The organism is Hydrogenovibrio sp. JE_KL2, from assembly GCF_009296185.1.
Taxonomy (GTDB): Bacteria; Pseudomonadota; Gammaproteobacteria; order Thiomicrospirales; family Thiomicrospiraceae; genus Hydrogenovibrio.
The window spans coordinates 42,866-62,895 of record NZ_WBJR01000005.1 but is presented as its reverse complement, the minus strand read 5'-3'; the positions used below and the strand labels follow the sequence as shown (position 1 = coordinate 62,895).

Here is a 20,030-nt window from a genome sequence, read left to right as displayed (position 1 = left end):
AATATGGTTAAGACAAGAGAGGCCCATCAATGATTGTGTTGCAGCATGCACTTTGGGGACAGTTGATTTTAGTATTGCTTTTCAGCTTCTTGACCGGGCTGGAAATGAGAGACTACCACCAACAATACCACCCTGATGACAAACAGCACTCCTTCGGCACCATCCGTACCTATGCGTTCACCGGACTGCTCGGATTTGTCTTTTACCTTATCGATCCCAATCTGTTTTTAGCGGGATTCCTCGCGTTAACCGCCATCTATCTGTTGCTCTACTGGCGCAAGCTCGAGGCACAAAGAAGCGGCGTTTTGAGTTATCTCGTGTGGGCACTTACCTATAGCTATGCGCCGCTTGTCATGACACAACCTCTTTGGGTACTCGCCAGTATTTTTGTTATCAGCGTATTACTTCTCGGCTCCAAAGCGGCTATTAATGAAGCGGTTTCTAAGCTTGATACCAGTGAAATCACCACGCTTGCAAAGTTGATTTTACTCAGCATTGTCATTTTGCCTTTGCTGCCTCAGAATGCTATCAGCCACTGGATTCCGGTCTCGCCATTCAAAGTCTGGCTCGCGGTTGTGGTTGTATCCTCCATTTCCTACCTCGGGTATGTGTCACAGCGCTACTTTTTCCCCAACCAAGGTGTGCTCCTCACCGGGATATTTGGTGGTATCTATTCTTCCACCGCCACCACCGTCGCCCTCAGTAAAAAATCTATGCTGCACCCAAGATTCAGCTACAAAATGACTGGCGCCATTTTAATCGCCACAGGATTGATGTACTTAAGACTGCTTGGAATTGCCGGCGTGTTCAATTGGCAAGTGGCATTAGCACTGTGGAAGCCAATGGTGGGCTTGGCGGTACTCGTGTTTGTGGCAACTATCGTTTACGACCGTTTGGAAGACCGTCATGGTACACAACAGCAGGTGGACAAAAACGCTCACAACAACCCACTTGAGCTAAAAATCGCTTTTGTATTTGCCGGACTGTTTGTGATGATGGCCGTCATCACACAAGCGGTGACGCAGCATTTTGGAGAAGACGGTCTGCGCTATTTGTCTTTGGTGGTCGGGTTTACCGATATTGATCCATTTGTGCTGTCGTTGCTAAACGGTCATTACCATGCGACAAGCAGTATGATTGCCAGTGCGGTTCTGATTGCCGCAGGCTCCAACAACTTGCTGAAAGCCGTGTATGCTTATGCTATCGCCGAGCCGAAAGTGGGCAAACATAGCGCCACTTGGCTAGCCGTTTTTGGATTAATTACCATTGCATTGGGTTGGTTTTATTGAGTTGAATTGGGCCGCTGGTTTTTTGTCTAACCCCAACCTGGTAGATTTTATACGTTGAGGCGATAGTAAACTGCCAGGCTTGTTAAGCCGAAATGCCGTCTCTAATCTGCTGAATAACGCTGGCCGTTTCAGGGCGAACGCCTCGCCATAAGAAAAAGGCTTCTGCCGCCTGACCGACGAGCATTCCCAGACCATCCATCACCTGGCAGCTCGGCTGATGTTGTTTTGCCCAATCCATAAACACGGTCGGCTCAGCGCCATACATCATGTCATACACCAAGCTATCGGATTTTAAGCAGGCTGGAGAAATAGGCGGCACTTTCTTTTCGAGGCTGGCGGATGTACCGTTGATCACGATATCAAAACCCTGCTCACAAGGAATATCTTCCCAGCCGCTTGCGGTCACCACAAGACCATCATTAAAACGCCCCGCAAGTTCCTGCGCTTTTTCAGCAGTGCGGTTCGCTATATGAACACTGGCGGGAACCTTTTCCAATAACGGCTGCAAAACGCCTTGAACCGCGCCACCGGCACCGAGAATCAAAACACGCTTGTCCTTGAACGGACTGTTGCCGTTGATTTCAATATCACTGACCAGCCCAATACCATCGGTGTTGTCACCCAGTATCGAACCGTCTTCACTAAATTTTAAAGTATTAACGGCTTGTGCCGTTTTTGCCCTTGCCGTCAGTTCCGTTGCAAACTGGTAGGCATCCAATTTAAACGGTACGGTAACGTTTAACCCTTTATAGCCTTTTGTCATCAATTGGCGTACGGCATACTCGAAAGGGGTTTGTTCAGAATCGATACGAATCGCTTCATACACAAGCGCTTGATCTGTCTGCTCAGCAAACAAACGATGAATTTGTGGAGATTTTGAGTGGGCAATCGGATTGCCCACTACTGCATAACAATCAATGGACGGCATTTGCAAATCTTACTCAGCAAGCCATTGCACAGCATCCTTGGCATAATAGGTCAAAATGCCATCAGCGCCTGCTCGCTTGCAACTCAGCAGCGTTTCAAGCACCACTGCACGCTCATCAATCCAACCGTTAAGCGCCGCCGCTTTCAGCAAGGCGTACTCACCACTTACATGGTAAACAAAAGTTGGTGCTTTAAACTCATCCTTCACACGACGAACAATGTCTAAATATGGCACACCAGGTTTCACCATAACCATGTCAGCACCTTCGTTTAAGTCCAGCGCCACTTCATGAAGAGCTTCGTTGCTATTGCCAGGGTCCATTTGATAGGTTTTCTTATCCGCTTTACCCAAGTTACCCGATGAACCGACCGCGTCACGGAAAGGTCCATAGTAAGCAGACGCATATTTTGCTGAATACGCCATGATACGGGTATTGATATATCCGTTGTCTTCCAATAATTCGCGAATTTCGATAATACGGCCATCCATCATGTCCGAAGGTGCCACCACATCGGCACCGGCTACGGCATGAGACAACGCCTGCTTCATCAACACATCAATGGTATCGTCATTCAAAACATAGCCTTCTTCATCAATAATCCCGTCCTGCCCATGAGTGGTATAAGGATCAAGCGCCACGTCTGTCATGACGCCCATATCCGGCACGGCTTCTTTGACCGCGCGAATGGCTCTTTGTAACAATCCGTCCGGGTTATAGGCTTCCGCAGCCTCCAAAGTTTTGGTATCCGCGTGCGGTACAGGGAAAAGTGCAATCATCGGAATACCCAACTCAAATAGTTCTTGAGCTTCCGCGACTAAAAGGTCTATACTCAGCCTCTCAATGTTTGGCATCGAGGCAATCGGTTCTCTTGTGTTAACCCCCTCAATAACAAACATCGGATAGATTAAATCTCCCGCAGTTAGGACGTTTTCTCTCATCAAACGACGCGAAAATTCGTCTTTTCTCATACGTCTCATGCGGGTAATTGGAAATTGGCGTTCAATCATGGACTGTCCTTTTTAATCTCTGTGCGTGTTGAATTGGGTGCGGTAGATGATACTCCCTTCTTCTGCCAAAATAAACCCGGCAAATCATGGATAGATAATGGATTCAGCGCGAAGATAACTTAACAAAACTAAGGTCCGATATTATGTTAGAAAATTTTGAATACACCTTTTTCGACCAGCCTATCGCAGAAAAATTCGCTGCCTTTGCCAAGACACACAATCTGGATGCCGATATTCGAGAAGAAACCTCCCCTTACGGTGAAACCTCATTTGAGGTTTCCATCAAAGGTAGTCTAGATGATGAACAAGCCGATGTACTCGAAGAATACTATTCAGACTTATTGTTTGGCGAGCAAGCGGCACAATTTGAAGGCAATGGAGAAGAGGGCGCATTGGCAGATGCTTGTGGTGTTCAAGTAAAACTTGAAAGTGGCGAATATACAACCGTTGCTATCAAGCCGGAAATCATGAATAAAATTCTTTCCGTACTGACAATCGACGAACTGCAATCATTTTTGGCTCAGGTTGCTGAAGACATTGAAAATCCTAAGGCAGGCCCCATCTGTAGCCGAAAAGACCTACCTAAATAGTCAGGTTATATCCCCTACAAATAGAAAAAAATCACTATGGCATAAAAAATTTATATCAGGATTTGCTAATTTTTAGGGGTTTAATGCTTGAACTTAAGCACCTTTAAACTTAATATAATCGTCCAGCAATTCCGTGTCTTTTTTGTCTGAGCAAAATGGTCACGGCTTTACAATAAGCTATATTTAAATAGTAAACTCTTGAATCTGGGACATTTTTGTTTTAGCAGGAATGTCAATCAAGGAGCATTAAATGACAGATAAAATCGTTGAAAAGGTTGCGATCCAAACTGAGGAATCTCGCAATCAAAGCCGTCGTGCTTTCCTAAAAGGAAGTGCGGCTGTAGCGGGTGGTGTACTGTTCACCAAATCCGCTCTAGCTGACTCGGTTGATGGAGTCAACAAGTTCGACCCTGTTAAAGCGGTCGCACCTTACAAAGGCGAAAAAGAAATTACAACCGTCCTACCTGATCAGATAGAACGTAAATCTCTTGGTTTCGGTGTTCGTAAGTACCCTTACGGCATGCCTTCTCCATATGAGAAAGAAGTTCAACGTCGTACTCTTGAGTGGCTAACACCTGACTCAATGGCGTCGATCACTATGACACCTATCCAAAGCCTAAACGGTATTATCACACCAAACGGTCTTCACTTTGAACGTTACCACGGTGGTGTACCAACTATCGATCCTGCTAAGCATCGTCTAGTTATTCACGGTTTGGTTGAGCGTCCATTGATTTTCACTATGGATGACCTAAAACGTTTCCCATCAATTTCTCGTATTCACTTCATCGAATGTCCAGCTAACGGCGCGATGGAATGGAAAGGTGTTCAGTTGAACTCAGTTCAATGGACTCACGGGATGATGTCTTGTGTTGAATACACTGGTGTTCGTCTATCTGACCTTCTAAAAGAAGCTGGTATCAAACCAGAAGGTAAGTGGATTATTCCTGAAGGTTCTGATGCATCTGGTATGTCTCGTTCTGTTCCTGTTGATATGGCAATGGATGACTGCTATGTTGCTTACGCACAAAACGGTGAAGCACTACGTCGTGAACAAGGTTACCCAATTCGTTTGGTAGTACCTGGTTGTGAAGCTAACATGTGGGTTAAATACCTACGTCGTATCTACGTACACGATGTTCCTCTACAACACCGTGAAGAAACTTCTAAGTACACTGAGCTTATGCCTGATGGTACTGCACAACGTTTCTCATGGTACATGGAAGCTAACTCTGTAATCACTTACCCATCTCCAGACTTCAAAATGCAAGGTCCTGGTAAATACTACGTTCGTGGTCTAGCATGGTCTGGTCGTGGTAAAGTTGCTCACGTTGATGTTTCATTCGACGGCGGTAAAAACTGGAAAGAAGCACACTTTACTTCACCTGTTCTTGATAAAGCTTGGACTCGTTTCGAAATCGAATGGGATTGGGATGGTTCTGAAGCATTCTTGATGAGCCGTACTACAGACGAAACCGGGTATGTACAACCTACAATGCCACAAATGCGTGCAATTGAAGGAACGAACAACGTTTACCACCGTACTGCGATGGTAACTTGGAGAGTACATCCTTGGGATAACGGTGCAAACGGAGGCTTGATTCAAAATGTTCAGTACTAAGAAAACTCTACTAGCAGCAGGTATTGCTACATTTGCTTTCGCAGGTTCTGCGTTCGCAATGTCTGGCAACTCTGGCAGCAACTCTGGTGATGCTGCAAAAATGGACGGCAAATATGCTTCCAACTACAAAGAAATCATCGAAGCGAATGGTGGTAAGTATCTAGATTCTAAAGTTATTGCTCAGATCCTAGGTAAAGACGCTATGAACGGTCGTGAAGGTCTAATTGGTAAGTTGGATCCTAACAACCCTTACTCTTTCGAAGTTGATGATGCTATCGACGGTGGTGACCACGGAAATGGTCAATGTAAGGTTCCTGCCGCTTTCCTAGATGTTCATAATGCTGCTAAAAAGCACTATTATGATGATTCGACTTTCGTTGCAAACGGTTTTGGTACGCCAATCGCTGAATCTGCAATGAAAATCTGGAACATCTCTGTAGATGGTGACGGTAACGGCCTTCCTGATCCTAAAGTCGGTATGACTGTAGAAAAAGGTGGTGAAGTTTACGTTAAGTTCTGTGGTATGTGTCACGGTGAATTCGGTGAAGGTGCTAAAGGTTACCTACCTCTAGCGGTAGACCAAAGCCTAGTTGCAACTGACCCAAGTGCACCAGCACCAATGAAAACTGTTGGTAACTACTGGCCATATGCGACGACTTTGTTTGACTACATCCGTCGTGCAATGCCTTTCTGGACACCTAATGCACCATTCATCGGTGATGCAGGTTACATGGGTATGGTTGGTTACATCATGCAATCTAACTACATTCCAAAAGGTTTCGACAAAGACGGCAACCCAGTACAGTTGGATGATGATGATTTCTACAACTCTGTTATGCTAATGAAGCAAAACAAGTTCATGAAAAACCAAGGCAACTTCTTCTGTGACCACCGTCCAGTTGTTCACAACCCACGTTGCATGAAAGACTGTCCTGACTACATGGTTGGTGACGGTAAAGGTAACATCCATCACTTTACAGAAGCGCGTAAACTACCTGACGGTAGCTTCCAGTACAACGTTCCACAACGTTTACATGAAGCCCCTCCAGGTGTTGGTCACGCTGGTATGTAATCTAAACTTAGTTTAGATGTGAGAAAGCCCGCTTTACGCGGGCTTTTTTGTTTTCTATTCCTAATTTTCTCCTCATCTCTACCGTCTTTTCAAACTCTGTATAAACCCTGACTTTTGCAGAATAAAGTCTTGAAAAATCAAGATAATCACGTAGAATACGCCGTTATTCCCAAATGAATATAACGAAATGGCTTTAATTGATCCTTTTAACCGAAAAATAGAATACTTGCGAGTCTCCGTTACGGACAAGTGTAACTACCGTTGCGGCTACTGTATGCCTGAACAAGGCGCACATCCTGAAGGTCGTCATACCGAATACCTTGATTTCGACGAACTCAGCAGAATCATCAAAGCATTTGTCGAACTTGGTGTTACCAAGGTACGCATCACCGGCGGTGAGCCTCTGGTACGTAAAGGACTTTCTGACTTTGTTTCAACCATCAGTCCGCTCGATGGACTCAAAGAAATCGCTCTTTCTACCAATGGACACTTTCTGGACAAACACGCTGTCGCATTAAAGGAAGCGGGCATAACCCGCGCCAATATTTCCATCGACTCGTTAAAACCGGAACTATTCAACAAAATCACCCGTGGCGGCGACCTGAAAAAGGTGCTTGCCGGTGTTGATGCCGCTTTGGAAGCTGGGCTAAATCCCATCAAGTTCAACATGGTTGTCATGAAAGGCACCAATGATGGTGAAATTGAACGCATGGTCGACTACGGTCTTGAAAAAAGCGTTGAAGTACGCTTTATCGAAACCATGCCGATTGGTGAAGCCGGCATCAGTTTGATGGATCAGCACTACCCTATGGACGCCATCATGAAGCGTATTAAGGCTCATGTTGGGACAGATTTGATTCCATCAGCAGGTAAGTCACACGATGGACCATCAAAGAATTTCATTATTAAAGGCACCGACACACGCATTGGCGTCATTTCCGCAGTGTCACAACACTTTTGTGAAAGCTGTAACCGCGTAAGACTCACTGCAAGAGGCGTGTTGGCTCTTTGCTTGGGTCAGGAAGACTCCGTTGACCTAAGAACGCCAATTCGCGAAGGCATCAGCGACGAAGACCTCAAACAAATGATTGTCGATGCCATGTTGAAAAAGCCAGAACGTCATTTTTTCAACGAAAACGTACACAATATCGAATTTCGCCAAATGGTCAGCCTAGGTGGCTGATCAGGTAACTAACTAAGGAACGCAAATATGCTGGAAATTTTATACTTTGCAAACTTTAGAGAAGTCTTAGGACAAAGCCAAGAGACTTTGCCGTCAGATAACTTCAAAACCGTCGGCTGCGTATTGAACGCACTGGCAGAACGTGGTGAACAATGGAAAATGGCCCTAGCGGAGAATAACAACCTGCAAATCGCCGTTAACCACGATGTTGCTGATCGCGCAACGGCATTAAAGGCCGGGGATGAAATCGCTTTCTTCCCACCGGTGACTGGAGGCTGAAGCTTGTCTGAGTTTCCTTTTGTCAAAGTTCAAAAAGAAGACTTTGATTTAACCACTGAAATCAACGCTCTACGCAAAGGTCACAAAGACATTGGCGCCGTGGTTTCCTTTGTAGGAACGGTGCGCGATATCAACGAAGGTGACGATATTTCCGTGCTGAAGCTTGAGCACTACCCAGGCATGACCGAAAAGGCACTGGAAACCATTCGTTTACAGGCACATGAACGCTGGTCGCTACAAAGCAGCATGATTATCCATCGCATTGGTGAAATGATGCCTTGTGATCAAATCGTACTGGTCGCTGTCAGCTCTCGTCACAGAGAAGCTGCATTTGAAGCTGCTCACTTCATTATGGATTACTTAAAAACTAACGCGCCTTTTTGGAAAAAAGAAACCTTTCCGAATGGCGAAACGCGATGGGTCGATGCACGCATTTCAGACAAAGAAGCGGAAGCTCGCTGGCATCAACCTCTAAACAAAGAAAAACCCGCATAGACAACCCTTATGCAACGAACAATCTGTCATTTCCCCGCAAACGCGGGGATTTTTTTGGAAGACCGATGATGAAAACATTTGATGAAGCTTTAGACTACCTCATTCAACAAGCCAAGCCGACAAACCAAACCCTTTCCGTATCTGTCGGTCAGGCGTGCGGCTATATCTTGGCAGAAGACATTGTCTCCAGTGTCAATGTTCCTTCTTTCGACAACAGCCAAATGGACGGCTACGCCATTCGCTGCCAAGACTTGAATGCCTGTGATACCTTTTCTGTCAGTCAACGTATTCCGGCCGGCTCATTGGCTTCTGCTCTAGCGCCTAATACCATTGCCCGTATATTCACTGGTGCACCCATGCCTGAAGGAGCCGACACCGTAGTCATGCAAGAAGACACGGAATCTCTGGAAAACGGTGAGATCAAAATCCTATTAAAATCTGCCAGGTTGGGGGATAACGTCCGCGTGATTGGCGAAGACATCGCCATCGGTCAAACCCTGTTTTCAGCGGGTCATCGCCTGACGGCGCAAGACTTAGGATTGATTGCCTCTATCGGCATCGCAGAAGTCAGCGTTTACCGTCCATTGAGAATTGCTACTTTTACCACCGGCGATGAGTTATTGGAGCCTGGCGACACCCCCCAACCTGGCAAAATTTTCAATGCCAATCGATATACTTTATCAGGTGCCATCCCTCAACTGGGCTTTGAATTGATTGATCTTGGCAAGGTAGAAGACTCGCTAGAGGCAACGATTGACGCTATGAAGATCGCAGCATCTCAAGCAGATGTGGTGATGACCACAGGCGGTGTCTCTGTTGGTGAAGAAGACCATATCAAACCGGCTGTCGACTCACTCGGTGCATTAGACATGTGGAAGGTTAAAATGAAACCTGGTAAGCCTTTAGCTTATGGAAATATTCTGGGCGCACCTTTTATCGGTTTACCGGGCAACCCTGTTTCTGCTTTTGCAACCTTCTACCTTTTCGCTAGACCTTTCTTGCTAACCATGCAAGGTGCTAAAAATGTTATCCCTACTCCTTTATGGTTAAAGGCTGATTTTGATTGGACCAAACCTAATTTCCGTCGCGATTTCGCCCGCGGTAGATTGGTAAATGATGAGAAAACTCAAGAAACAAAGGTTGAGGTTTTTCCAAAACAGGGTTCTAATGTTTTGACCTCAACCGCCTGGGCAGACGGTTTTGTCGTTATTCCAGAAGATACAACTATCGCAAAAGGCGATAAAGTAGCTTTTTTTCCTTTTAACAGCCTGAGCTAGTGTGTCTGCACAATTCATTAAAAGACGTCAGGAATGCACATCCAAATAGTTTTCTACAAGTGTGTTCTTGCATTATGGTTAAAGTTAGCTGCCACAATCAATAGTTTCTGTGTTTTTTTGAAAAGCTAGCTTTAATCACTTACTAATCAAAATTTAACTTTAAAAATTCTATCACTACCCAACCTTACGTTTGTAATACAACCTTCTCGTTGAGCTGAGTTTTCTTTAAATGTAAATATGCAAATCGCGCCATAAAGAAATCCTATTGCTTGAGTAAAGACTAACCGACCAGAAATAGTGTAATATGTTGTTATCTTTTTGTTATCTTTTTGTTATCTTTAAAACTGGATGCAGGATTAATCCTCTATGCAACCCGTTTTTTACCCTATCCGACATAAAATAAACGGAGTTTAGGGTAGAAATATAACTTTTTTGGGAAACGCTAGAGCAACTAAATAGAAAACCCAAAAGGCAACGTAAACAACAAAAATGGAAATGTGCAAAGTTACTGGCCACAGTTTTAGCCAAGCAACAACGCAATAAGGAAATATAAATGTTAAACACTATCCGAGTCAAAGCCTCAATTCCTATATTAGTCTTAGCAGCCTCAATTATTGCGTTACTGTTCATTTTCTCTGAAATGCTGGACATGCAAAAACGTTCAATCGAACTACAAGCCGACAAGTTTGTTAAAGCCATTTCATTAACCCTAAATGCCGATCGCGACCTTTATCAAGCAAAGTTAGCAGAACTAAATTTAGTGACTCACCTTGGTTCTGCAGAGAAAGCTAATGCGTCACGCAATGAAAATGCTCAGCAGGTTTCTGACCGTTATGCAGAATATCGTTCAAGAATGCAAGATTATCCTGATGTGCTCGCCAAGTCGTCGACCTTTAAATCTGATTTTAAAGCCTGGAAACAACAATCTGATAAGTTAGTCACGGCCATTGATAAAGTTGGCGAAGCCGAAATCATGGAACTACACAAAAATGCCGATCTTAGGTTTTCTGCGCTTCGAGATAACCTCGATAAAGCCGGCGAAGCAGCTTTATCAAAATCCGCCGAAATCCGGAAACAACTGGCAAACCAGGTCAATCAGTTCAAAAATATTGCCTTTTCAGTGCTCGCCATAATTTTGCTTGGTGCACTGTGGATTGGTTATTCCATTCCTAAAAACATTTCTAAGCAACTAAAAAACGCTGTTAATACCGCAAATGCGATCGCAGAAGGGAATTTATCCAGCACTATAGAGGTTAGTACCTCTGATGAAACAGGGTTATTATTAAGCGCAATGAAACGCTTACAAGAAACAGTCCAATTGCTTTTGCATGATATGGACCAAATGTATCAAAAGCACCACGCAGGAGATATTGACATACACATTAATGAAGAAAAATTCTTGGGTGACTTCCGCAAAATGGCTCGTGGCGTGAACACTATGGTTGATGACCATATCTCCGTAAACAAAAAAGCTATGGCTGTATTCAAGTCTTTTGGTGAAGGGAATTTCAATGCCGATATGGAAAAATTACCTGGCAAAAAAGCCTTTATCAACGAAGCCATTGAAACTGTTCGAACCAACCTCAAAGCCATCTCTGCAGACACCAACATCCTCATACAAGCCGCAGTTGATGGCGAGCTTGATAAACGTGCCGATGCCAGCCAATTTCAGGGAGATTGGAAGCAAATGATCTCTGGAGTCAACCAGATACTTGATGGAATCGTGCTACCGGTTAATGAAGCGGTTAATGTCCTGATGGAAGTTGAACATGGCAACTTGACCAAAACCGTCAGTGGTAATTACAAAGGTCAACTACATGAGTTCAAACAAACGGTCAACAATACGATCAGCAACTTGGCTGAGGTCATCAGGCAAGCTAATCAGGCTGCGCACACAGTTTCACAGGGTGCTCAGGAAGTTACACAAGGTGCTATGGATTTGAGCCAACGTGTTCAACAGCAGGCAGCCGCAATTGAAGAAACCTCGGCCACGATGGAAGAAATGACTTCAACCGTTAGGAATAATTCACAACTTACAAAGGATGTTTCTGAAGTGGCGAATGCCGTACAAAAGCAATCCAGCAATGGTTCTACCGTAATGAAACAAACAATCGAAGCCATGGGTGCTATTCAAGATTCCAGCCATAAAATCTCTGATATTGTTTCCTTGATAGACGGCATTGCCTTCCAAACAAACTTGTTGGCTCTAAATGCTGCTGTCGAAGCTGCACGTGCTGGTGAACATGGACGAGGTTTTGCCGTAGTCGCAGGAGAAGTACGTTCTCTGGCACAAAAATCAGCTGATGCCGCGAAGGAAATCAATACTTTAATCTCCGAGAGTGTCACCCGTATAGACCAAGGAACCTCACTCGCATCCGAGTCCGGTGAAGTGCTATCTGGAATCGATCAATCCATTGATGAAGTCACGCAAATGATAGAGCAAATTGCCCAAGCCTCCAATCAGCAGATGGAAGGTATAGAGCAAGTGCATAAAGCCATCAGTCAAATTGACGAAGTGACACAACAAAATGCTGCTTTGGCCGAGGAAACTGCAGCAGCCGCAGACAGTATGAGTGAACAGGCTAATAATCTAGAAAATGATATGGCATTTTTCAACACTGGTGAAGAATCAAAATTGATCCATAAACATGAGACCCCACCCTCAGAAAATAACGTGGCAAAAATTGAGCATAAAAAGACTGTTGCAACATTAAATGGATCTAAAAAAGTCGAAAACAAGTCAGAAACAACGAGTAAAGAAACTAATGCCTCTGGCGATAAATGGGCTGAATTCTAGTCTTTTTTATCAATTCAAATCACGCCGAAGACGATGTCTTCGGTCGGCATACGTGATAGCTTTTTTGCAATCCACAAGCAACCAAAAATAAATACTTAATCCCAGCCATAAGAATTAGCATTACTTCCAAGTGTAAGCAACTTTCAGGAATGTAGAAAGTAAGTAATCCCATGCAATAATCATAGTGATTGTTTAAAATAGCCCATTATTTTGTATGTGAAGCCCTTCGGGAACACTCTTGACAAAATTCGAAACTTCAAACAGTGGGAAAATCATGACAGAACCAACACTTACTCATATTGATGAAAAAGGCCAAGCCAGAATGGTAGATGTGAGCGAAAAGGCTCATACAGAGCGTGAGGCTCGTGCCATGGCTGTAATCCACATGCTACCAAACACGCTCAAGATGATTATGGATGGCACGCACAAAAAAGGCGACGTCATGGCTACCGCACGTATTGCCGGCATCATGGCGGCAAAACGTACGCCAGACCTCATTCCGATGTGCCACCCTCTGATGTTAACCTCGGTTAAGGTTGAGCTTGAACCTAATGTTGATAATAACTGTGTTGAGATCATCGCAATATGCAAACTGGTTGGTCAAACAGGCGTGGAAATGGAAGCTTTAACCGCTGCTACAACAGCTGCTCTTACGCTTTATGACATGTGTAAAGCAGTCGATAAAGGCATGGTTATCGACCAGGTACAGCTATTGGAAAAGAAAGGCGGTAAAAGCGGTCACTGGACGCGATAGTACTGCAAAGCATCTGGGCCATCGGGGTTCAGAATAATTTCCACGCCTTTGTTTACATAAACCCAACGGGTCGAGCCGTCATGATTCTTAGTCACTCGATCCGGCTCACCAAAACGTAACTTAATCCCTCTTTCGGTCAACTGTTTTTTCGGAACCAGCGTCAAATTTTTGATTTTGTACTCAAGTAAAGCTTTGGCATCACTACTCACCGGCGTGACCTGACGATTCCCCAAGGAATTCACCGTGGTTTTCACCCCTCGGGAATACATGACGTTCAACGTCTCTTCAGGCACATCCAATGTCGCGGTTAAAGAACCGGTAATCGCTGCAATGGAAATAAATGGGAAGTAAATCTCTGCCGTTTTATTACTCTCATCTTTCTTAGAGAATATCTGCACTTCAATGTCTTTACCGAACAACTTCTCGGCATCGGCCACCGTTGAAGCTTCCAGCGTCAGACCCAAGGCTTGAAGGTGGTTATCCTTCGTGTATTGGCTATTCCATGGCAGCAGCTCAGGACTCACTTCTTCTTGGCTTGGCACCAACAGCAACAAAAGTGCCGTCAGACCAATCGCTGCCAACAGCACCCAAATATAAATAGGCAAAACCGGTTTGGATGTTCCGCTCATGCTTTTTCTCCGGTTTTCTCATCTACTTCAGCGGTAGTGCTTTTCATTTGTTTTTGACCGGCATGTGCGACTTCATCATCGCCTTCACCAAGCTCTTCATTCGAGTTTTCATCCCTTGGCAGATACTTCTCGATTTTAGGGTCAATGATTCCTCTACCTGCGTCATAAACCGAAATACCTGTTTGCAAAAAATTGATCAACACGGTCACAAAGACAATCAAGGCACCAAAATACAAACCGACTTTTCCGACAATCGAACTGGACGATCCATCATCCGAAAAGTCATTCATCATCAAGCCGCCAGACAACTTTCCAATCAAACCAAACAATAGGATAACGGCTAGGGCTGCGCCATAGGCGATTAATAGGTTTCGACTACGTCGCCAAGCCAACTTCCAATGGGCGGCAACAAACCAGCTACTGGTCTTGGCAACGGTCTTTCCGTGGAAATATAAATAAGCAATCACGATAGAAGAAAGAAACGGCACCAAAATAAAGTAGTATGGATTGCCATGCCCTAACTCCAGCGAAACCTGAGAAACGGCAAGATGCGTAATAATCACATTAAGGTTAAAGATATGGTGCGGGGTCTTGGCCGCATAAGTTTCTTCTGGGGTCACCAAATAATGCATAGTTTTTCTCTTATATTTTGTTTATATAGTCTTGTAGTGCCTGCAAAACTGCCGGCAAGCTCTCTTCCAATTGCTGAATATCTTCACTAACAGAAGATAAGTCATTTGCCTTTGCAGCATCTTCTACCTTCTTGGCCTGCAAGGACAGTTCGGTTGCCCCGACATTCGCAGCACTGCCTTTGAGCGTATGTGAATGCAAGCGCAATCCGACTTCATCCTGTTGGGAAAATGCCTGCTGCATTGCCGCCAACTCGGCCGGTGCCGTCTGTAAAAACACGTCTAAAATTTCTTTTAAGTCTTCGCCGATAACGTCTTTCAGCATATCGAGATGACTGTTGTCGAGAATGCTCACCTTAACGTCCTATTGTTTTGAGTGTAACAATTTCAAAAAAGCTGCGGCATTCATCGGCTTACCAAACTTGAAGCCCTGGAAGGTTTGGCAGTGTTTCCCTTGTAAAAACTCCACCTGAAAATCCTCTTCAACCCCTTCCACCACAACACTGAGTTGCAATGATTCGGCCATCGCCAAAATCGTCTTAACAATCGCTTGGCCTTCTACCGTTGCCAAGTTCAAAATAAAGGAACGGTCAACCTTGATGGTGTCGATCGGGAAACTTTGCAGGTAAGCCAATGAAGAATACCCTGTCCCAAAGTCATCAATCGACAACGACACGCCCATGGCTTTCAGCCCTTTCAAAATCGAGATATTCTGGTCTGCATTGCTCATCGCCAAGCTTTCGGTAATCTCAAGATCAATACAACCAGCCGGCAAAGTGGTTTCCTGAAGCACTGCTTGAATGTCTTTCATCAAATCACTGTGCGTGAATTGACGTCCAGACAAGTTGACGCCGACATGAACACAGTCAAATCCGGCACCTTGCCAAGTTTCTGCATCTTTCACCGCTGTCTTGAGCACATGACGACCAATTTCGACAATCAGCCCGGTGCTCTCCGCCAGCGGGATAAAGATACCGGGAGACACATAACCTTCTGTTGGGTGCCTCCATCTCGCCAAGGCTTCAGCACCGGTAATTTCCAGAGTCTCTGCATCAACCTGTGGCTGGTAGTAAACTTCGATTTCGCCTTTTTCCAAGGCCTTTCTCAAGTCGGTCTCCAGCATCAACTGCGTTCTAGCCTCGGCGTTCATGTCCGACTGATAGAAAATCGCTTGGTTTCCGCCAGAGGACTTGGCCTCGGTTCGAGCGACGTTGGCATTGGCAATCAATTCGTTTGCGGATTCTGCGCCTTGCTCAACAACACACACCCCAACCGAAAAGGTAATAAAATGCTCGCGACCGTTAATGACAAATACTTTCGATAAGTCTTGGAAAATACGGTTTACGGACAAATGCAATTCAGCGACATCTTTCGCATAACGAATCAAAATAGCGAACTCGTCGCTTCCCAAACGGGCGATATCATCTTCTTCTCGGGTGACGCGCTTCAGTCGCAAAGCGACGTTTCGTAACAAGGCATCCCCATTTTCTTGCCCAAGGGTGTCATTAATCTTCTTGAAGCGGTCGATATCCAAAATCACCACAGCACTCATCGCTTGGTAATTATTGGATTCAAGGAAATGGGTAATGCGACGATTGAAGAACGAACGATTCGGCAAGTCGGTCAATACATCATGGTTTGACTGGTAATCAATCAGGGTTTCGGCTTTGTGCAAGCGCGAAATATCCTGAACGGAACCTGTCAACTTAACCAACTCATCTTCTTCGTAAATGGCTTCAGCCAAACAATCAATATGCGTCAAGGACTGGTCATGATGCATGATCCTGAAACTGACTTGAATGTCATGATACCCTTGGCTGGCATCGGCAATAGCTTGCTGAATAAGCGGAATGTCTTTAGGAGCGACATTCGCAATAAATTGATCCAACGTGACGTCGGCTTGATTTGGAATTCCGAAAATTTCGAATGCTGAAGAAGAGGCGGCGATTCGATCTTCCTTTACATCCCACTCCCAATAGCCCAACTTGGCAAGCTTTTGCGCATAGAGCAATTGCGCTTGTGTCTTTCTTAACTGGTCTTCCGTCAGAGACGATTTAAGCGCATAACGGACGCGCTGCCCCAATAGCGTCCAATTAATCGGCTTAATTAAGAAGTCGGTCGCTCCGGCATTAAAAGCCTGTTCAATGGATTCAATATCATCCTGAGAGGTTAGCATCAGAATCGGAACGGCTTGACTAGGAGTATAACTTCGGATGGCGGTAGTCGCTGCATAACCATCCATCACCGGCATCATCACATCCATGATGATTAAGTTTGGTTTTTCTTCCATATAAATGGAGATGGCCTCGCGCCCATTGGATGCGGTGAGAACTTGATACCCGGATTTCTCAAGAACTTTCTGAGTTGTTATCAGCGTTGTTGGATCATCATCCACGACCAGGACAACTGCTGTAGACATATCTTGATGTGCTAATACCAACCTAGGCTCCAAATGCAGGAAAATTAAGCATACAGTTTAACGGGTTTTACGACAAAATAAAACGCTCACAGCCCTAGGTATCGGTAAGAAAAACTTATATCCATTGATAAGTTTTGTATTGAGCCGTTTTATCCTAAGTCGTTAGCTGGAAAGTGACCGGGCCATCGTTGATCAGACTCACCTTCATATCCGCACCGAAAACCCCTGTCTGGCAGTCTTGATAAACCGCATTCATCAATGCGACAAACTCCTCAAAAAGCTGTTTTGCGGTATCCGGTGGTGCGCTGGTGTGAAAACTTGGACGATTGCCCTTAGCGGTATCGGCCGCTAAAGTGAACTGAGGTACCAACAGAAATTGGCCATTGATTTGCTGAATATTCAAATTCATCTTGTCTTCATCGTCAGAAAACACCCGAAACTTAAGGAGTTTATTTGCCATTTTCTCCAGAGATTGTGAGTCATCTTCTGGTTGAAAACCGCACAACACCATCAGTCCTTGTCCGATTTTTCCCACGATTTCCCCTTCCACCTTCACGCTAGCTTCCGACACTCTTTGTAAAATGCAAATCACGTGCTCAACCTCCTCATCAAACCTGATTCAGCATATCGTCTGTCGCCTGCACCAAGTGTTGCGCAATTTCCAGCTCCATTGCTGAATGCCCCGAATGATGACAAATTTTCAGTGTTGCCTTCGGCAGTTTGGAAGCTAACGCATAAGCCTGATTGACTGGGCAAACCATGTCGTAATGACCATGAATAATGGTTGTCGGAATCTGCTCAATATAGTGCGCATTGTCCAAAATTTGATTGGGTTCGATAAAGGAATGGTTTTTGAAATAATGACACTCGATGCGTGCCATTGCCAACGCGTGATAAGGACTACCAAAGTGCGCAACCAAGTCTTCATCCGGTTGCAAGGTGGAGGTCCTTCCTTCCCAGACAGACCAAGCTTCAGCCGCCCGCATACGAGCTACTTCATCTCCACTGGTCAGCAAATCATAATAAGCGGAAACCATGTCATGGCGATCTTCTTCCGCCACCGGTGCGATAAAATCCTGCCAATAATCCGGAAAAAAGCGATCCGCGCCCTGCTGGTAAAACCACTGGACATCCTCATTGCGACACAAAAAAATCCCTCGTAAAACCATCCCCAAAACCCGCTCGGGATAAGCCTGAGCGTAAAGCAAACTAAGTGTTGCCCCCCAAGATCCCCCAAAAAGCACCCATTGCTCGATATTCAAATGACGCCGAATTTTTTCAATGTCTTCAATCAAGTGCGCAGTCGTGTTGTTGGTCAAACAAGCGTGTGGACGTGACTTCCCGCAGCCTCGTTGATCGAACAACACAATACGATAACCTTCCGAGTTAAAAAAACGTCGATGGGTTGGACTATAGCCACCCCCGGGTCCCCCATGCACAAACAACACTGGAATGCCCTCGGGATTGCCGCATTCTTCCACATACAAAGTATGGGTTTGATCTACTTGAAGACTATGTTGTACATAAGGTTCGATATGGGGATACAAAATCGTTTCCAGCGACATGCATAACTCCTGTGCGAATGAGTTGCCTACTTAGTTGGTCTTAAATGACTTATATCTTAAGTTAATCTATAATAGAAAGATGAAATTTATTAAGTTTTTAGGTCTTATCGTCGCTTTCTCGAGCTTGTTTAGTTGCTCACAAACCGAGCCGACATCCAATGACGAACAAACAGCCAATCCTATTCCTCAGCTACCGCCATTGAAATCGTTTGACAAAAAGTCGATTGCATCTGAAATTCTCGCACCCGCGCCTGATTTCACCAAGATTCCAGCAGGTGCAAAGCGCAAACAAGCTTTCTTCAACTTCATGACACCGCTGATTTATTATGCCAACCAACAAATATTGGAAGATAGAAAGCATCTGCTCTCTCTGCTTAACAAGACCAGTTCACTGACAACAGCAGAACAGCAGTGGTTGGAAAAGCTGGCGGAACGTTACAAACTGACCGACTTTGACCCTAGCAAACCCAAAGATCGCCTAACGCTGGAAAAACGTGTGGATATGGTACCCATCGCTCTTGCCCTGGCGCAAGCGGCCAATGAAACCGCTTGGGGAACTTCACGCTTTGCTAAAGCGGGCAATAATTATTTCGGGCAGTGGTGCTATCAAGCAGGGTGCGGCATTATTCCTCGCCAAAGGGATGAAGACGCCAGCCATGAAGTCAAAAAATTCAATCACCCGTTTTTCTCTATTCAGGATTACCTGAGAAACCTCAACACCCATGCCAGCTACCAACAGCTTCGTCAAATTCGTTACCAAGCAAGAAACAGCGGTCATATTCCATCTGCCATAGAGATGGCTGAAGGGCTGGTTAATTATTCCGCCCGAAAAGAAGTTTATGTCAAAGCATTGCAACACATGATTCGTTACAATAAACTCACCAGATTTAACCAATACACGATTGCGGAAGATACCGCCTCTAATACTACACCCTAAATAGGAGTCCATATGCCATTACTTGACAGTTTTACCGTAGACCATAAAATCATGAACGCCCCTGCCGTACGCGTTGCAAAAACCATGAAAACACCTGGTGGAGATACCATTACTGTGTTTGACTTGAGATTCAACAAGCCAAATGAATCCATGATGGGCGAAAAAGGTATTCATACCCTTGAGCATTTGTTTGCAGGTTTTATCCGTGCCCACTTGAATGGCGATGGCGTTGAAATCATCGACGTCTCTCCTATGGGATGCCGCACAGGTTTTTACATGAGCTTGATTGGCACGCCATCGGAAGATCGTGTTGCCAAGGCTTGGCTGGAAGCCATGAAAGATGTTTTGAAAGTTGAGCGCATGGAAGACATCCCTGAATTGAATGAATACCAATGCGGTACTTACATGATGCATTCATTGGAAGAAGCGAAAGAAATCGCGCAGATGGTGATTGACCACGGTATTGGCGTCAACAAAAACGAAGACATCGCCTTAAGTGAAGAAGTCCTTAAATCGCTGGGCAACGAACTTTAAATTGACGCAAAACGGAATATTGGT

Annotated in this window: 19 protein-coding genes and 1 pseudogene; 12 read left to right on the top strand and 8 right to left on the bottom strand. The window is 44.9% G+C overall.

Features of this window, described 5'->3' with window-relative positions; all coding sequences use genetic code 11:
* The first annotated feature begins 29 nt into the window (after positions 1–29).
* Positions 30–1,289, top strand: coding sequence for a DUF4010 domain-containing protein (locus F8R13_RS09265; RefSeq protein ID WP_152833893.1), 1,260 nt, complete (start codon positions 30–32; stop codon positions 1,287–1,289).
* A gap of 82 nt (positions 1,290–1,371) precedes the next feature.
* On the opposite strand, the gene aroE is transcribed toward F8R13_RS09265, so the two are convergent.
* A complete protein-coding gene (gene aroE, locus F8R13_RS09260) occupies positions 1,372–2,217 on the bottom strand; it encodes a shikimate dehydrogenase (RefSeq protein WP_152833891.1) in 846 nt (281 codons plus the stop codon).
* 9 nt (positions 2,218–2,226) lie between these two features.
* Positions 2,227–3,225: a porphobilinogen synthase gene (gene hemB / locus F8R13_RS09255; protein ID WP_152833889.1), complete on the bottom strand. Its 999-nt coding sequence runs from the start codon at positions 3,223–3,225 to the stop codon at positions 2,227–2,229.
* A 143-nt stretch (positions 3,226–3,368) separates the two neighbouring features.
* Between hemB and F8R13_RS09250 the strand changes: the two genes are divergently transcribed.
* From F8R13_RS09250 to moaC, 9 genes and pseudogenes are all read left to right on the top strand, one after another.
* The gene (locus F8R13_RS09250; protein ID WP_152833887.1) at positions 3,369–3,815 is read left to right on the top strand and encodes a hypothetical protein; all 447 of its coding nucleotides are present in this window, start codon (positions 3,369–3,371) and stop codon (positions 3,813–3,815) included.
* 250 nt (positions 3,816–4,065) lie between these two features.
* On the top strand, positions 4,066–5,436 hold the full coding sequence (gene soxC / locus F8R13_RS09245; protein ID WP_152833885.1) for a sulfite dehydrogenase: 1,371 nt from the start codon (positions 4,066–4,068) through the stop codon (positions 5,434–5,436).
* The gene (locus F8R13_RS09240) at positions 5,423–6,508 is read left to right on the top strand and encodes a c-type cytochrome (RefSeq protein WP_152833883.1); all 1,086 of its coding nucleotides are present in this window, start codon (positions 5,423–5,425) and stop codon (positions 6,506–6,508) included. Before soxC ends, F8R13_RS09240 begins: the two co-directional genes overlap by 14 nt.
* A 187-nt stretch (positions 6,509–6,695) precedes the next feature.
* On the top strand, positions 6,696–7,691 hold the full coding sequence (moaA, locus tag F8R13_RS09235; protein ID WP_152833880.1) for a GTP 3',8-cyclase MoaA: 996 nt from the start codon (positions 6,696–6,698) through the stop codon (positions 7,689–7,691).
* Between the two features lie 27 nt (positions 7,692–7,718).
* Positions 7,719–7,970 carry a molybdopterin converting factor subunit 1 gene (gene moaD, locus F8R13_RS09230; RefSeq protein WP_152833878.1) on the top strand — a complete coding sequence of 84 codons (252 nt, stop codon included), beginning with the start codon at positions 7,719–7,721 and terminating at the stop codon, positions 7,968–7,970.
* A gap of 3 nt (positions 7,971–7,973) precedes the next feature.
* The gene (moaE, locus tag F8R13_RS09225; RefSeq protein WP_152833876.1) at positions 7,974–8,465 is read left to right on the top strand and encodes a molybdopterin synthase catalytic subunit MoaE; all 492 of its coding nucleotides are present in this window, start codon (positions 7,974–7,976) and stop codon (positions 8,463–8,465) included.
* Positions 8,466–8,530: 65 nt separating this feature from the next.
* A complete protein-coding gene (gene glp, locus F8R13_RS09220; RefSeq protein WP_253806414.1) occupies positions 8,531–9,742 on the top strand; it encodes a gephyrin-like molybdotransferase Glp in 1,212 nt (403 codons plus the stop codon).
* A gap of 553 nt (positions 9,743–10,295) precedes the next feature.
* Positions 10,296–12,365: pseudogene (locus F8R13_RS09215) on the top strand (methyl-accepting chemotaxis protein); the annotation flags it as partial.
* Positions 12,366–12,813: 448 nt separating this feature from the next.
* Complete coding sequence (gene moaC / locus F8R13_RS09210) at positions 12,814–13,293, top strand: cyclic pyranopterin monophosphate synthase MoaC (protein WP_152833872.1); 480 nt, start codon at positions 12,814–12,816, stop codon at positions 13,291–13,293.
* Here moaC and F8R13_RS09205 read toward each other — a convergent pair.
* The 6 genes from F8R13_RS09205 to pip form a co-directional block, all read right to left on the bottom strand.
* On the bottom strand, positions 13,278–13,922 hold the full coding sequence (locus F8R13_RS09205; RefSeq protein ID WP_152833870.1) for a hypothetical protein: 645 nt from the start codon (positions 13,920–13,922) through the stop codon (positions 13,278–13,280). The genes moaC and F8R13_RS09205 overlap by 16 nt on opposite strands.
* Positions 13,919–14,554, bottom strand: coding sequence for a hypothetical protein (locus F8R13_RS09200; protein WP_152833868.1), 636 nt, complete (start codon positions 14,552–14,554; stop codon positions 13,919–13,921). Before F8R13_RS09200 ends, F8R13_RS09205 begins: the two co-directional genes overlap by 4 nt.
* A gap of 10 nt (positions 14,555–14,564) precedes the next feature.
* Positions 14,565–14,906, bottom strand: a complete 342-nt coding sequence (locus F8R13_RS09195) for an Hpt domain-containing protein (RefSeq protein ID WP_152833866.1) — start codon at positions 14,904–14,906, stop codon at positions 14,565–14,567.
* A 9-nt stretch (positions 14,907–14,915) separates the two neighbouring features.
* Positions 14,916–16,991, bottom strand: coding sequence for an EAL domain-containing protein (locus tag F8R13_RS09190; RefSeq protein ID WP_253806413.1), 2,076 nt, complete (start codon positions 16,989–16,991; stop codon positions 14,916–14,918).
* 133 nt (positions 16,992–17,124) lie between these two features.
* Positions 17,125–17,562 (bottom strand): D-aminoacyl-tRNA deacylase, encoded by a 438-nt coding sequence (gene dtd / locus F8R13_RS09185; RefSeq protein ID WP_371414937.1) that lies wholly within the window; start codon positions 17,560–17,562, stop codon positions 17,125–17,127.
* A 16-nt stretch (positions 17,563–17,578) separates the two neighbouring features.
* Entirely contained in the window at positions 17,579–18,535 is a 957-nt protein-coding gene (gene pip, locus F8R13_RS09180; protein WP_152833864.1) for a prolyl aminopeptidase, read from the bottom strand.
* 79 nt (positions 18,536–18,614) lie between these two features.
* Here pip and F8R13_RS09175 point away from each other — a divergent pair, with 79 nt between their 5' ends.
* On the top strand, positions 18,615–19,472 hold the full coding sequence (locus F8R13_RS09175) for a glucosaminidase domain-containing protein (protein WP_152833862.1): 858 nt from the start codon (positions 18,615–18,617) through the stop codon (positions 19,470–19,472).
* A gap of 12 nt (positions 19,473–19,484) precedes the next feature.
* Positions 19,485–20,006 (top strand): S-ribosylhomocysteine lyase, encoded by a 522-nt coding sequence (gene luxS / locus F8R13_RS09170; protein WP_152833860.1) that lies wholly within the window; start codon positions 19,485–19,487, stop codon positions 20,004–20,006.
* Positions 20,007–20,030: the final 24 nt, after the last annotated feature.